We start from the raw sequence: 14,191 nt of genomic DNA on the forward strand, positions 1-14,191 counted from the left end.
TCATTCACCGCCCGCGGACTGGGTGGGGGAGTGCAGCCGCTCGATCTTCTTGCCCTCGCCGAGGTACATGTGCACGCCGCACGGCAGACAGGGGTCGAAGCTGCGCACCGTGCGCATGATGTCGATGCCCTTGAAGTTCTCCCGGTCGTTCTCCTCGAAGATCGGCTGGCCCTGCACCGCGTCCTCGTAGGGCCCCGGCGTGCCGTAGGAGTCGCGGGGGCTCGCGTTCCACGGAGTCGGCGGGTACGGGTGGTAGTTAGCGATCTTGCCGTCGCGGATCACCAGGTGGTGCGAGAGGACGCCGCGCACCGCCTCGGTGAACCCGCAGCCCACCGCCTCCTCCGGGACCTCGAACTTCTCCCAGGTCTTCGTGCGTCCCGCGCGGATCTCCACGAGCGCCTTCTCCGCGAAGTGCAGCGCGCAGGCAGCCGCGTAGGCCTGGAAGTAGGTGCGCGCCCGGTTCCGCTCGATGGTGTTGCTCCACTGCGGGATGCGCCATTCCAGCTCCACCGGACCCTTGAGCGCGGTCTTGGGGAGATTGATCTGCACGCTGTTGCCGGTGGCCTTGATGTAGCCGATGTCGACCAGCCCGGCCAGCGCCGTGGTCCACAGGCGGGCCAGCGGTCCGCCACCGGTGTCGAGGGCGAGGTAGTCCTTGCCGTCGAACCAGCGCGGTGACATCACCCAGCTGTACTTGTCGCCCAGGTCCCGCTTCTGCGGCTGCGGGTTGGTGTGCTGGTTCCACGGGTGCCGGCGGTCGACCGGATTGCCGAGCGGGTCGTGGGTCACGAACATCTCCTGCTCTTCCCAGTCGTTGTAGTACGACGAGCCGAGCAGAATGCGGATGCCGAGGTTGATCTCGACCAGGTCGGTGGTGACCAGTTTCCCGTCGACGACGACGCCGGGGGTCACGTACATCTTCCGGCCCCAGTCGGTCATGTCCTTGTACTCGAAGTTGCAGTGTTCGGGATCCTGGAAGGATCCCCAGCAGCCGAGCAGAATGCGGCGGTTGCCGACCATCTCGTATCCGGGCAGCGCCTCGTAGAAGAAGTCGAAGAGATCGTCGTGCATGGGCACGACCTTCTTCATGAACTCGACGTACCGCATGAGCCGGGTGATGTAGTCGGTCATCAGCTGGATCGTCGCGACGGTGCCCACACCACCGGGATAGAGCGTGGAGGGATGCACATGGCGGCCCTCCATCAGGCAGAACATCTCCCGGGTCATACGGCTCACCTGGAGTGCCTCGCGGTAGAACTCGCCGGTGAACGGGTTGAGCGAGCGCATGATGTCGCCGATGGTCTTGTACCCATGGGCTTCCGCGTGCGGGGAATCGGTCCGATTGGCCTTCTCCAGCACCCCGGGGTTGGTCTCGGCGACCATCTTCTCGCAGTAGTCGACCCCCACCAGGTTCTCCTGGAAGATGTTGTGGTCGAACATGTATTCCGCGGCTTCGCCGAGATTGACGATCCATTCGCCGAGGTGCGGCGGCTTCACCCCATAGGCCATGTTCTGCGCGTAACAGGAACACGTGGCGTGGTTGTCACCGCAGATCCCGCAGATCCGGCTGGTGATGAAGTGCGCGTCGCGCGGGTCCTTGCCCTTCATGAAGACCGAGTAGCCGCGGAAGATGGAGCTCGTGCTGTGGCATTCCGCGACCACACGCTGCTTGAAGTCGATCTTCGTGTAGATACCCAGGCTGCCGACGATGCGGGTGATGGGGTCCCACGCCATCTCCACCAGTCCGTCTTTGCCCTGGGTTCCGCTGCCACCCTTGCGTTGCGTCGCGGTCATTGCGCCGCCTCATCTTTCTGTCTGTTGCGGTGGGTCACCAAGTGCGGGTGGCACCGGTCGTGAGGTCTTTTCCGGGCTTGCGCCACTTGGGCTCCCGGTCGAGCGTGTGCGTCGTGATGTGGCGCAGCCGCCGCATCGTCGCGCCGTACAGTCCGACGGTGTTCGTGGAGAGCTTTCCGCCGGGGGGCTCGTCCATGAAGGGCATGAACTTGTCCGGGAATCCCGGCATGGTGCAGCCGATGCAGATTCCACCGACGTTGGGACAGCCGCCGATACCGTTCATCCAGCCGCGCTTCGGCACGTTGCATTTGACGGTGGGGCCCCAGCAGCCGAGCTTGACGATGCATTTCGGCGAACCGTATTCGGTCGCGAAGTCGCCCTGCTCGTAGTAGCCCGCCCGGTCGCAGCCCTCGTGCACCGTCTGGCCGAACAGCCATGCCGGACGCAGTGCGTCGTCGAGGGGAATCATCGGGGCCTGGTCGGTGGCCATGTACAGCAGATACGTGAGGGTTTCCGAAAGGTTGTCCGGCTGGATGGGGCACCCGGGGACGCACACGATCGGGATTCCGGCCTTGGACTTCCAGTCCCAGCCCAGATAGTCCGGCACTCCCATGGCCCCGGTCGGATTGCCCGCCATGGCGTGGATGCCGCCATAGGTCGCACAGGTGCCGACCGCGACGATGGCGGTGGCCTTCGGGGCCAGCCGGTCGAGCCACTCGCTGGTGGTCATCGGCTGACCGGTGGCGGGGTCGTTGCCGAAGCCCGACCAGTAGCCCTCGTCGTGCAGCTGCTCGTTGGGGATCGACCCCTCGACGACCAGGACGAACGGTTCCAGCTCACCTCTGTCGGCCTTGAAGAACCACTCGAGGAAGTCGTCGGCGCCGCCGGTGGGGCCGCATTCGAAATCGATGAGCGGCCAGTGCACGGCCACCTGGGGCAGGCCGGGCAGGGCACCGAGGGCGATCTCCTCGATGCTGGGCTGGGTGGCGGCGGTCAGTGCCACCGAATCGCCGTCACAGCTGAGACCCGCATTGATCCACAGAACATGGATCAGTGTCTCTTCCGCTTTTATTGCAGCCTCTGTCGGCATAGTGCCGCCGCCTTCCGGGGCCGGCGGCTGATCCGCCGCGCTACGGGGATCGCCTTCGGCTCACACGTGTGGTGTCGATCACATTGGTACCATCTAGACTCCGTCAGAGCGCGCTGTCAACACGGGAATCCGCTCGATGGGCGCGGGCATATCGGCAATCATTCATGGCTCACATTGGGCCGAACGAGTGATTCGCGCGAGAAAGGCCGATGGTCAGCATGTGGGCCGGCCGGTGGCAGATTCTTCGGTTTTGATGGTGACACTGGAGCGAGGCGCTGATGCATGAATTGTCGATTACGCAGAGCGTCGTCGACGCGGTATGTGAACGCGCCGCCGGTCGGCCGGTACAGGTGGTGACCGTCCGGGTGGGAATGCTGACCGCGGTGGTGGCCGACGCGATGCGCTTCTGCTTCGATCTGGTCACCGCGGGGACAGTGGCCGAAGGCGCACGCCTGGAGATCGACCAGCCCGCCGGCGCCGGCCATTGCCGTGCGTGTGACACCGAATTCACGCTGGCCGATCTGATCCTCCTGTGCCCGTGCGGCAGTGCCGATGTGGAGATCACATCGGGTCAGGAGCTCCAGATCATCTCGATGAAAGTGGGCTGACGTATGTGTGGTACCTGTGGCTGCGACTCTGACGGCGGCACCGGGGGCGGGCACAGCCATCCGGTGAACGGCGAGACGCTCACCCTGGAGCAGAGAGTGCTCGCCAAGAACGAGGATGCCGCGTCGCGCAACCGCGACTGGCTGGCCGGCCAGGGGATCGTGGCGGTGAATCTGATGAGTTCACCGGGAGCCGGAAAGACCACGCTGCTGGAACGAACGATCGGTGATCTCGCGGGCAGACGTGCGGTGTCGGTCATCGAGGGCGATCAGGAGACCACGCTGGACGCCGACCGGATCAAGCGGGCCGGATGCGCGGTGGTCCAGGTGAACACCGGGGCGGGATGCCATCTCGACGCGGAGATGATGCACGGCGCCCTGAGGACCCTGTCTCCCGCCCCCGGTTCGCTGATCCTGGTCGAGAACGTGGGCAACCTGGTGTGCCCCGCGCTGTTCGACCTGGGTGAGCGCAGCAAGGTCGTCATCATCTCGGTCACCGAGGGCACGGACAAGCCACTGAAGTACCCGTACATGTTCGCCGCAGCGGATCTGGTCATCATCAACAAGATCGATCTGCTGCCCTACGTCGATTTCGACGTCGACCGCTGCGCGGAGTACGCGCGGTCGGTGAATCCGAAGGTGCGGGTGCTGACCGTGTCGGCGACGACGGGTGAGGGCATGGCCGACTGGTACGACTGGGTGGCGGAGCAGTACTGAGGGACGTGACCGCTCGCGAGTGGGATACCGGGCGGGCCGGCCGGGCGCTCTTCCGCTCGGCCGGCTCCGAAGGGGCCGCTCTGATCCGGCGGAGGAGTCAGGACCGGGAGGGGTCGGCGGAACGCGCGGCACGCCACTCGGGGGCGAGCACCGACCAGATCTCGGTGTCCTGCCGGATGCCCCGGTAGAGGGAGCTCTCGCGCTGGACCCCGTCACGGCTCATGCCGAGCCGCTTGGCCACGTTGATGCTCGGTGTGTTCTTGGAGGACACCAGCCACTCCACACGGTGGATTCCGCGCTGCTCGATCGCCCAGTCGATGATCACGCGTGCCGCACGGGTGACCAGACCGCGGCCGGCGGCGGCCGGCTCCAGCCAGCAACCGGCCTCACAGGTCTCGGCCTTCGCGTCGAAGACCCGGAAGAGGACGCCGCCCACGAGGAGCCCGTCGAGCCAGATGCCGTACAGCCGGCCGGCGTCGGCGGCGGTCTTGTCGGCGTAGGACTGGAGCCAGTTCCGCGCCGATTCGAGGTCGGCGGTGGCGTCGGGAAGCCCGACGTGCTGGCCGATGTATTCGCGGCCGCGGTCCATGTGGGCGAGGAACTCCTCGGCCTGCCAGGGTTCCAGCGGCCGCAGTTCGGCTCCGTCACCCAGCGATGTCGCGAACATTCTCGTCCTCCTCGGCGGTCCTGCGCGGTCCATGGATCCTCGCACGGCCACCCGTGCTTCTCGGCGCTGCCCCGGGAACCCTCCGGTGCGGGGCGAGCGGCTCAGTCCCGCTCGCCCGCGAACGGCCGGCCGGTGCCGAAGGCCAGGGCGGCGAAGCGTTCGCCCATGCGGTGGTGCGCGGCCGCGTCCGGGTGGAGCTGGTCGGGCAGCGGCAGCTCGGCGAAGTCCGCCTCACCGTAGAGGTCGCGGCCGTCGAGGTAGTGCAGGTTCGGGTCGTCTACCGCCCGCTGCTTCACGATGCGGGCCAGTTCGTCCCGGATGACGTTGAGCGTCAGCTTCCCGGCGGCCCGTTCCGCCGGGTCGCCCACGGCCAGGAACCGGATCCTGCCTTCGCTCAGGTTGCTGAAGTCCGGTGCGCTGGGGCCGGGAGTGTCCTCGTGGATGGGGCACAGGACGGGGGAGACGACCAGCAGGGGAACGGTGGGATGTCCCTCGCGGATGGTGTCGAGGAAACCGTGCACCGCCGGGGTGAAGGCGCGCAGCCGCATCACGTCGGTGTTGACCAGGTTGATGCCGATCTTGACGCTGATGAGGTCCGCGGGGGTGTCCCGCAGGGCGCGGGCGGTGAACGGATCGAGCAGGGCGCTGCCGCCCAGACCGAGGTTGATCAGCGCCACGCCACCGAGGGAGGCGGCCAGCGCCGGCCAGGTCGTGGTGGGGCTCGCGGCGTCGGAGCCGTGGCTGATCGAACTGCCGTGGTGCAGCCACACACGGCGGCCGTCCGCCGGCGCCGCCTCCACCGGGGCATCGGTGCGCAGGCTTACCAGCCGGGTGATCTCGTTGTAGGGCAGCCAGATCTCGACGTTCTTCATCCGGTCGGGCAGACCGGGGAACCGGACGGTGCCGACCGGGCCCGGCCGGCTCTCCACCGACCCGGTGGTCATGTCCACCAGCAGCACATTGCCGCCGGTCGCACTCGCCTGCCCGGCGAGGTGGCCGTCGACGAGCAGGTCGTACACGCCGTCAGGACGGGGCGGGGCGCCCTGGTAGGACATCTTGGTGCGGAGAGTGTCCAGCTCGACCGTGGTGGCCCGGGTGCGGAACACCAGCCGAACGCCGGAAGGCTGGGCCTCCACCATGGCCAGCTGCCCGTCGGAGCACTGCGCGCGGGCCCGCGCGGGCAGCCGGTGCGGCAGCACGCCGTGCTCGGTGAACTCCACGTCGAGCGCGCCGCGCAGGAGGTCCGCCGTGATGGGCGTGGTGGTCCAGTCCGTGCCTTGGGGCTCCGTGTCCTGGGGCGGGGTGGAGGAGCCGGGGACGGGGTCGTGCTGAGAGGTCATGGTCCCACCTTGTCAACCGGATACGTGGTGCGCACATGATTTACCCGGCCGCTGCCCCGAGCCCGGCGTCGAAGGCCGTCAGAATCCGGTGGAGGTGCGCAACGTCGCCGGTCATGATGGGCGCCATGAGCAATCATGTGCCTCCCGTGGAGAGCCTGATCGTTGTCGACGTTCAGTCGGCCTTCGTCTCCGGTGAGGGGGCGGTGCCCGCGGCGGAGCGGATCGTGGACCGGACGACGGATCTGATCGCACGGGCCCGGAAGAGCGGTGCGCTCATCGTCCATCTCCAGAACGACGGTCCGGCCGGAGCGGAGGACGAGCCCCACACGCCCGGCTGGGAGCTCCACCACCCCATCGAGGCCGGCCCCGCGGAGGTCGTGATCCGCAAGCCCAAGGACGATGGCTTCCACGGAACCCCGCTGGGCACCCTGTTGACCGACTCCGGGGTGCGGGCGCTCGCCGTCTGCGGAGTGATGTCCGAGATGTGTGTCCAGGCGACGGCCCGCACGGCCCTGGCGCTGGGGTACCGGGTGGTCCTGCCGCACGACGCCCACGCGACGCAGGACATCCCGGCGGCTCCCGGAATCAGCGACGGGATCCCGGCCGCCACGGTCTCACGGGTCGCCGAATGGGCCCTCGGCAACGAGGCCGAGGTGATCGCCCACGCCTCGGACGTGACGTTCGCGGCCCCGCCCTCGCGGTCCGGTGGTGCCACCCGCGACTGATCGTGGAATCGTGTGCGGCCTGATCGCCGCGCCTGCCGCGAAGGGGCAGGATGCGGGAACGCGCTTCCCGATCAGCATTCCGAACTTCCTCGACCGGCTCGAACCGGTGCCGCGCCGTATCGAACAGGGCCCGCCGCCCTGCTAGGGCAGTCCGCCGACTCTGTTCAGGAGCCACTTCTGGGCGTCGGTCTGGTTGTTCTCCCACTGCTGGACGTTGGCGTGGTTGGCCGTGCTGGCGTTGTCGACGTCGAGGACCCTGCCGCTGTTGACGTTCGTCAGGGTGTGACTGCCGCTCGCCAGCCGGTGGATCAGCCACTTCTGGGCGTTGGAGCCGTTGGCCTCCCACTGTTGGACGTTGGCGCCGTTGTGCGTGCCGGCGCCGCTCACGTCCAGAGCCTTGCCGCTGTTGGCGCTGATCACGATGTGGACGCCGTCGCCGAGCGGGTTGAGACGCCACAACTGGGCTTTGGACCCGTTGGGTTGGTACTGCTGGACGTTGGCGCCGGAGGCCGAGGCGGCGTTCACGACGTCGAGTGCTTTGCCGCTGTTGACGTTGACCAGGGTGTAGGTCCCGGCGGTGAGCGAGACGAGCTGCGGGGCGGGTTCCTCGAGCCGTACCGAGGAGACCGCGTCGTTCAGGTCCTCGATCGGACAGTCGTCGAGGAGGCCCGCACCCTTGGATCCGCTCCTCCGGACACCGGCCAGGCCCTGTCCCGGGTCCAGTCCGATCTCCCGGCCCCCGAAGTCCGCGTGGTCGAAGCAACCGACGTGGTACCGCGTGTGGTTCACGATCGACGAGGCGCGGTCGTTGAAGCCGTGGTCCTGGAGATCGGCGATGCTCTGGTCGGAGATCAGGATCTCGCCGGACCTGTTCCCCTCGTTGAAGTCGGCGTCGTCGTACAGCGCCCAGTAGTCCTCCGGGCAGGCGTACCTGCCCGCGCCGCGGATGATCCTGACCGTCACGTCGCCCTCCCCGGTGTCGTCGCCACGGTAGGTGAGCGCGGGATGCCCGTCCACGGTGCCGCGAGCGGAGCAGCGTGATCCGGTCAGGGCCGCCCCCGTGCACCTGCGAAAGGCCCGGTGTCGCGTTTCGCGTCGCAACGCCCCAGGGGATCCGCCTGGGCACCGGGCCTTTCGCGTGCTGTACCGGGGACCGCTCAGCTGTGGGAGACGGTCAGCCCGTAGAAGGCGACTCGTGCGCCCTTGGTGGTGCTGTCGGAGGACGACTGGTTGTACGAGCCGGCCTTGAAGTACTGCTTGTACGGGTTGAAGGACGACGGGATCGCGTAGTGCGTCGTGCTGCCGTTGACCGTCAGGTCGATCGTGTGACCGCCGGAGACGGCGATCGTGTAGCTCCACGTCTTGCCGACCGCGACATGGCCCACGGTGTGCGGTGTCTGGCCGCCGGAGGGCGAGTTCTCGAGGCCCGCGACGATGTCGCCGTTGGAGTGGTAGTAGAGCTCGATCAGCGGCTTCGTGGAGGAGCCACCGGTGCCGAGGTGGATCTGTCCGACGCAGACGTTCGACGTCACGGACACCACGCGCAGCGTCGCGTTGAGCTGGTGGGCGCCGCTGAGTGACCAGTTCGCCGAACTGCCGTTGGCGTTCATCTCACGGAGTTCGGAACGGGCGTAGTTGGAGTTGGGGGTGGTGACGCCCTTCTCCGGCGCCCAGAAGGTCATGGCTCCGTCGCGGGTGTCGGTGTAGAAGTACGAGTCCTGGAACCCGTTCGGACCCTGGAGCCGGGACGACGAGATGGTGGTCGGCGAGCCGGGGGAGCCGACCGGCTCCTGCAACTGCCATACGGACAGGTTGAAGTTGCCACCGGGCGCGACGGAGGGGGACGCCGCGTCGGCGTTGGCGCCCAGCAGGCCGAGCGTGCCGGCTATGCCCGCCGCGGTGGCCAGAGCGAGGACTTTGGAGCGAAGTTTCATGTGGGGGGCCTTCCAGCGCTTGTTCAAGGACGTGAACTAGGTCTAGTCCAACGGTGCGCCAGATCTGAATAGCACGGCCCTGTCGCGCCGTCAACGACGGTCTCCGCGCGTAGAGTTCATTCCCGCAGTTCAGAGCTTCGTGGTCGGGGAATGCGAGCGCGGCGAGGGCTGTGTTTCCCGGAGTTGCGGCAGTGTGGGCACTCGGCGTCGCGCATTCGGGGCGTACCGCGCAGAGTTCACATCCGTGGACGTCGAGCTGCTCGGCGGACGCCGGGGTGGCGACCCGGTGCCGTCAGAGCGGCTCGCCGAGCGGCCCGTACTCCTGCTCCAGGGACGCGGCCCAGTGAGCGGCGAAGTCCGGCTGTGTACCGTCCGCGTCGGTGAATCCGTACTCCTGGTACAGGCCCCAGGTGGCCAGCGCCCGACCGCTCTTGGTCATGATGTCGGGGTCGGCGGCCAGCGCGACGATCGCCCTTCCCAGATAGGCCGGGGTCTCGGAGTGTGCGAAGTTCGGGTCCTTGGCGACCCCGTCGCGCCAGTTGTCCTCGGTGACGCCGAAGTGCTCCAGCAGTGCCTCCGAGCGCAGGAAGCCCGGGGTGATCGCGACGGCGGCGACGCCGTGCGGTTTCAGTTCGGCCGCCTGCGCGACGGCGAGGCGGATCACGGAGGACTTCGCCAGATCGTAGAAGAACGATCCGCGATAGCGGGCGGTGTTGCCGTCGGTGACCTCCACCACCAGGCCGCGCTTGCGGGCGACCATCAGCGGCAGCGCGAAACGGCTGGTGATGACGTGCGTCTCGACCGCCTGCCGCAGCAGCCGGATCCCGGTGTCCAGGTCCTGCTCCCACAGCGGGTGTTCCCAGTCGGTGAGCGGATCGCCGCCCCACACGGAGTTGACCAGGACGTCCAACTGCCCGCTCTGCTCCGCCTCGATCCGCTCGACCAGGACGCGGACCTCCTCCGGCCTGCTGTGGTCGGTGCGCACCGGGATGCCGAGGCCTCCGGCGGCGGTGACCGCCTGCGCGGTGGCCTCGATGGTCTCCGGCCGGTCCAGGTCGGAGCGTCCGGCCGCGCTGCTGCGGCCGGTGACGTACACCGTCGCGCCCGCGGCGCCGAGGGCTACGGCGACACCCCGCCCACCGCCCCGGGTGCCCCCGGCGACCAGGGCCACTTTTCCGGTCAGCGGCCGGATCTCCTCGTTGGTCACGGCTGCTCCAGGGTGGATCGGTCGGGCGGCTGGAGGTGGGGGGAGAGCGCGGTGTCGATCCCTTGCCGGAGCCGTTGTGCGAGCGTGCCCTGCCGGTCGAGTGCCCACATCAGGCCGGTGCCGGCGGTGGCCGCCTGCACGGACCGGGCCAGTGCCACGACGTCCGTTCCGGTGCGGAGCGCGCCGGTGGAAACCGCCTCTGCCAGCAGGCTCTCCACTGCCTGCCCCTGGACCTGGTGAACGGCCAGTGCGTGCTGGTGGAACTGCGGATCGGTCAGGTCGATGCACAGGAAGGCCAGGTGGTTGGCGTACATCTCGGGCGAGGCCATGGGGGCCATCGACTCCACCGTCAGCGTCACCAGGGCCTCAAGAGCCGGCTCGTGCTCGGATCGCGTACGTCCGAAGAGCGCGCCGGCATCCTTCGCGGACTGCTCGGCGAGCGCCAGCAGCAGACCGCGCTTGGAGCCGAACCGCTGCACGAGCGTGGCGGGGACCATCCCCACCTCCCGGGCCACGACCGCCAGGGTGAGTCCCGCGGGACCTACCCGGCCGACCACCTCAGCTGTCGTACGCAGGATCACTGCGTCATCCACTCCCCGAGGGCGTCCTGTCACCATGACTCCCTCCAGTTAGTAAATGAACGTCCATTTATTAAAGCGCCTGGTCGTCCGCGCCGCAAGTGTGGCGGGGCGGTCGCCGACGAGGCGGGTGAATGCGAGGGGAGAGCCGGAGGTCCGGCCGCCGTTCCCCCCACGGGACGACGGCCAGACCCCCGCTGTCGCTGCTGGCCATGTGCAACGAGAACTGAACGTACGCGAGTGCTCTACGCACGGCTACCGTACCTGGGGAATGTGGCCGAGAATCAACCGAAAAGAGTCGAACACCTGCGCAGCGCGCGCAGCCGTCGGACCTACGGCCCCGGACGGCCGATCCGGTGTCAGGCGTGGGGGTCGAACGGGATCCCGGCAGGCTTGGAGTTGTTGAGGGCGTCGTTGAAGGTGCTGTCCGAAATCTTGATCGTGGCGTCGCCGAAGTTCGCGTTCATGAGCTTGTCGCGCAGGCCCGTCGGGTAGCCGTTCCAGCCGACGAGGCGGGGATAGAACCAGCCACCGGTGACGTTCTCCGGCGGTTCGTCGTTGTTGTTCGCCAGGCGGAAGAAGTGGGTCGAGGCGCCGTCCTTGTTGTAGACGACCTTCGGGTGGCTGCCGTCGAAACGCACCGACGAACGGGGATACCACTTCCAGCCGCTGTGCTGCGACGTCGAGACGTACTGGACCTGGTTGTCGTTGATCCACACCACGACGTGTTCCCAGTCGTGCCGGTGTCCGATGGCCGCGGGTCCGAGGGTGGCCTGGTCCTTCTCGAAGTAGCCGGCGTACACGACCGCGCACCAGCCGTTGTTGCACTTCTCGCGCGAGTACGTGTTGGAGTTCGCGAGCTGGGGGTAGTCGTGGCAGTGGCCGTTCACATCCCCGCCCGGCTTCAGGCCGGGGTTGAGGGTGCCGTCGGTGCCGATGGCGGCGGTCGCGTAGCAGCCGTCCCCGTCGTAGTCGAAGGCCGGGGAGAAGGACTGCTCGAGACCGTCGGCGTTCTGCGGCAGCGACTGGAGGATGGAGGCGCTCGCGTCGGTGGGGACCACCATCACCAGAGCCGCCGCGCTGAGGACGCTTGCGAGCGCGGACCGGCGGAACCTTCCCTGGCGCATCGGACGCATCGGACGCATCGGGCGGCGGATCGCCGCTGTTCCGGGGATTGTCGTCGACGACAGCATGCTGCGCACATCAACTCCATAGCAATACATATGGGGTGAGACATTCTCGCCCGGATTCCTGGCCGGGAATTGGGCAACTCTACGACGGTGACGTCGGCCGCAGAAGTCTCCGGACGAAAGGTCCGGTGTCCCGGACATGAATTGCGGACCTGCTGAACGATGGGGAATGCATCGCGCGCCGGGGGCGGCCGGTTGGCCGGGCCGGGGCTGTGTCAGTGGTCCGTGTGAGACTGCTTCACATGTCTCTCGCCGATCTCACTCTTGACCAGTGGCAGTCACTCGACCTGCCGGCCGCCCGGCGCTTCGCGCAGCTGGCCGCCGACCGGGTCGGCGGCCGCGTGTCCCTGGTCGGTGCCGTCGAGCGCCTCGGCGCGCCGTGGCACCGTGCCCGCATCGAGAAGGACGGGCGGGAGTTCGCTCTGATACCCGGCGGTGAGGTGACGCTCGGCTTCGACGTCGACGCCTGGCAGCCGACACCGGGGCAACTCGCCGACTACGCGGAGAGCATGGAAGAGGGCTTCGGCTACGGATCGGACCTGAAAGCCCATCTCGCCGAGCTGGTCAGTCCGCGCCGGACCGTCACGTTGGTCTCGATGCTCATGAGCGTCGAGGACGAGGACCTCACCGAGCTGCCCGCCGACATGCCGGCCCTGCTGGCAAAGAACGGCGTGCGGATGCCCAGCGCCGACGAGTGGGAGTACGCCTGCGGAGCCGGAGCGGCCACCCTCTTCCGGTGGGGCGACGAGTGCTCCCTCGACGGGACGCCGTACGAGGACGACAACGGTCCCCAGCATGAGCTGAGTGCCTTCGGGCTGCGCATCGCCTACGACGTCTACCGCACCGAACTGAGCAGTGACGTGACCGCCGTTCACGGTGGTGACGGCGGGGAGGCGGTCTGCGGGGGGTACGGCAACCTGCTGGCGTGGCTGCCGCTGGCGACCGCCAACCGCAATCCCTTTCTGGCCGAGTTCGTGTACGGACCGGACGGCGAGGGCGTCGGTGAGGAATTCTCCACGCGCCATGTCATCACGCTCGCCTAGCCATTCCGTTCCTTCGGTTCCCGCCGTTCCTTCTGTTGCCGTGCGATCGGTACCGTCGATGCGGCCGATGGGGTCGATGCGGTTTCCGGAGGGAAATCGAATGTTCCGCCGGTGGTCTGCGGAAAGATCTTTCGGTGGCCGCCGGTTCACGGCACAATCGCACCGTGACGATCACTGAAGCCCCCGCTCCCCATGGCGCAGGACCGGTTGTGCTGATCCGCGGATTCGCGGCCGCCGCGGTGGCCGGTGCCGCGGTGGCGTGCGTCGTCGTCGGGATCGTCATCGGGAACGTGGCGCTGTGGTGTGTCGGCGGCGGGCTCCTCGTTGTCACGTTCGCGGCCATGACCGTCGCGGGGCGGCTGAAGCGTGCGCGGAGGCCACCTCAGGAGAAGCACCGGGCCCTGGCCATGATCGAGAGCCGGCGCGCCACCAGCGGTGAGTCGGCGGACGTTCCGATCAGGTTCGTCCTGACGGTGGCGCCGGACGACCGGGCGGCGTACCGGGTCGAGTTCTCCCAGCCGATCAACCTGGTCGACGTCCCCGACTACCGGCCGCGCGGCATCGTGGTGGTCGAGTACCCCGCCGATGAGCCGTGGTCCGTCAGGATCATCACCGAACCGGACCAGGAGTGGGCGGCCAGGGCGGCCGAGGCGTTGCTGGACTCTGCCCCGGAGTCCAGTCTGGTGAAGGATCCGACCAAGTGGGGTTCGTGCTGCCTGATCGGCGTCGCGGGGATTCTCATCGGTGCGGCGATCGTCGTTCTGCTGTTCCGCGCGGAACTGTTCCGCGATGAGCACACGGGCGGGGTGAAGTCCGGCGGAACGGGGAGCTCTTCGTCCTCAACGACCACTTCCTCGTCGAGCACGACGACCGCGCAGACCTCGGAGTCGATGCTGCAGGACGGACGGATGCGCCGCACCGCCGCCGAGATGATCGCGACACACTCGCCGATGGCCGTCGAATTCACCATCGAGGACCACCGGATGTCGGCCCGCGGTGTCGGATCTGGAGAGTCGACCGCCGCTCACCCGCCGATCGACCTGCGGACCCTCCCGTACGAACGGCTCCCCGGCCTGGTCCGCGAGGCGCGCACCACCCTCGGTGTCAGCGACGCCGGCACCTGGCGCATCGATGTCGACCACGACCCGAAGACCAAGGCTCTGCTGTTCCGCGTGACCGTAACGGACGCTCACCGGTCGGCCTTCCTGCTCGCGGACGCTCTGGGTCGAGTCACGCAGCGCGGCGCCCGCTGACGCGAGACTTCTGACTCGAGGCCGCTGACGCGAGTCCTCTGACGTCCG

15 protein-coding genes are annotated in these 14,191 nt (G+C 68.0%); 6 read left to right on the forward strand and 9 right to left on the reverse strand.

The window, feature by feature from the left end; all coding sequences use genetic code 11:
- Together LNW73_RS33230 and LNW73_RS33235 are read right to left on the reverse strand one after the other, a co-directional pair.
- Complete coding sequence (locus tag LNW73_RS33230; protein WP_250973973.1) at positions 1-1,794, reverse strand: nickel-dependent hydrogenase large subunit; 1,794 nt, start codon at positions 1,792-1,794, stop codon at positions 1-3.
- A gap of 34 nt (positions 1,795-1,828) precedes the next feature.
- A complete protein-coding gene (locus tag LNW73_RS33235; protein WP_138351533.1) occupies positions 1,829-2,884 on the reverse strand; it encodes a hydrogenase expression protein HypE in 1,056 nt (351 codons plus the stop codon).
- A gap of 278 nt (positions 2,885-3,162) precedes the next feature.
- On the opposite strand from LNW73_RS33235, the gene LNW73_RS33240 reads away from it, so the two are divergent.
- On the forward strand, positions 3,163-3,492 hold the full coding sequence (locus tag LNW73_RS33240; RefSeq protein ID WP_250973972.1) for a hydrogenase maturation nickel metallochaperone HypA/HybF: 330 nt from the start codon (positions 3,163-3,165) through the stop codon (positions 3,490-3,492).
- 63 nt (positions 3,493-3,555) lie between these two features.
- The gene (hypB, locus tag LNW73_RS33245) at positions 3,556-4,206 is read left to right on the forward strand and encodes a hydrogenase nickel incorporation protein HypB (protein WP_250992537.1); all 651 of its coding nucleotides are present in this window, start codon (positions 3,556-3,558) and stop codon (positions 4,204-4,206) included.
- Positions 4,207-4,303: 97 nt separating this feature from the next.
- Here hypB and LNW73_RS33250 read toward each other — a convergent pair whose 3' ends face one another.
- Both LNW73_RS33250 and LNW73_RS33255 read right to left on the reverse strand, forming a co-directional pair.
- On the reverse strand, positions 4,304-4,873 hold the full coding sequence (locus LNW73_RS33250) for a GNAT family N-acetyltransferase (RefSeq protein ID WP_250992538.1): 570 nt from the start codon (positions 4,871-4,873) through the stop codon (positions 4,304-4,306).
- 101 nt (positions 4,874-4,974) lie between these two features.
- The gene (locus tag LNW73_RS33255; protein ID WP_250992539.1) at positions 4,975-6,213 is read right to left on the reverse strand and encodes a GDSL-type esterase/lipase family protein; all 1,239 of its coding nucleotides are present in this window, start codon (positions 6,211-6,213) and stop codon (positions 4,975-4,977) included.
- A gap of 125 nt (positions 6,214-6,338) precedes the next feature.
- On the opposite strand from LNW73_RS33255, the gene LNW73_RS33260 reads away from it, so the two are divergent.
- Positions 6,339-6,938 (forward strand): isochorismatase family protein, encoded by a 600-nt coding sequence (locus LNW73_RS33260; protein WP_250992540.1) that lies wholly within the window; start codon positions 6,339-6,341, stop codon positions 6,936-6,938.
- A 10-nt stretch (positions 6,939-6,948) separates the two neighbouring features.
- Entirely contained in the window at positions 6,949-7,083 is a 135-nt protein-coding gene (locus LNW73_RS36140) for a hypothetical protein (RefSeq protein ID WP_285392031.1), read from the forward strand.
- On the opposite strand, the gene LNW73_RS33265 is transcribed toward LNW73_RS36140, so the two are convergent.
- The 5 genes from LNW73_RS33265 to LNW73_RS33285 form a co-directional block, all read right to left on the reverse strand.
- On the reverse strand, positions 7,080-7,955 hold the full coding sequence (locus LNW73_RS33265) for an RICIN domain-containing protein (RefSeq protein WP_250992541.1): 876 nt from the start codon (positions 7,953-7,955) through the stop codon (positions 7,080-7,082). The genes LNW73_RS36140 and LNW73_RS33265 overlap by 4 nt on opposite strands.
- A gap of 140 nt (positions 7,956-8,095) precedes the next feature.
- Positions 8,096-8,872: a polysaccharide lyase family 7 protein gene (locus tag LNW73_RS33270; RefSeq protein WP_250992542.1), complete on the reverse strand. Its 777-nt coding sequence runs from the start codon at positions 8,870-8,872 to the stop codon at positions 8,096-8,098.
- A 292-nt stretch (positions 8,873-9,164) separates the two neighbouring features.
- Positions 9,165-10,079, reverse strand: a complete 915-nt coding sequence (locus LNW73_RS33275) for an SDR family oxidoreductase (protein WP_250992543.1) — start codon at positions 10,077-10,079, stop codon at positions 9,165-9,167.
- Entirely contained in the window at positions 10,076-10,672 is a 597-nt protein-coding gene (locus tag LNW73_RS33280; protein ID WP_250992544.1) for a TetR/AcrR family transcriptional regulator, read from the reverse strand. Before LNW73_RS33280 ends, LNW73_RS33275 begins: the two co-directional genes overlap by 4 nt.
- Positions 10,673-11,016: 344 nt before the next feature.
- Positions 11,017-11,784, reverse strand: a complete 768-nt coding sequence (locus LNW73_RS33285) for an NPP1 family protein (protein WP_250992545.1) — start codon at positions 11,782-11,784, stop codon at positions 11,017-11,019.
- A gap of 305 nt (positions 11,785-12,089) precedes the next feature.
- Here LNW73_RS33285 and LNW73_RS33290 point away from each other — a divergent pair, with 305 nt between their 5' ends.
- On the forward strand, positions 12,090-12,890 hold the full coding sequence (locus LNW73_RS33290; protein ID WP_250992546.1) for a hypothetical protein: 801 nt from the start codon (positions 12,090-12,092) through the stop codon (positions 12,888-12,890).
- A gap of 164 nt (positions 12,891-13,054) precedes the next feature.
- Positions 13,055-14,143, forward strand: a complete 1,089-nt coding sequence (locus LNW73_RS33295; protein WP_250992547.1) for a hypothetical protein — start codon at positions 13,055-13,057, stop codon at positions 14,141-14,143.
- The last annotated feature ends 48 nt before the right edge of the window (positions 14,144-14,191 follow it).

It is taken from the genome of Streptomyces sp. RKAG337, from assembly GCF_023701715.1.
Lineage (GTDB): Bacteria > Actinomycetota > Actinomycetes > Streptomycetales > Streptomycetaceae > Actinacidiphila.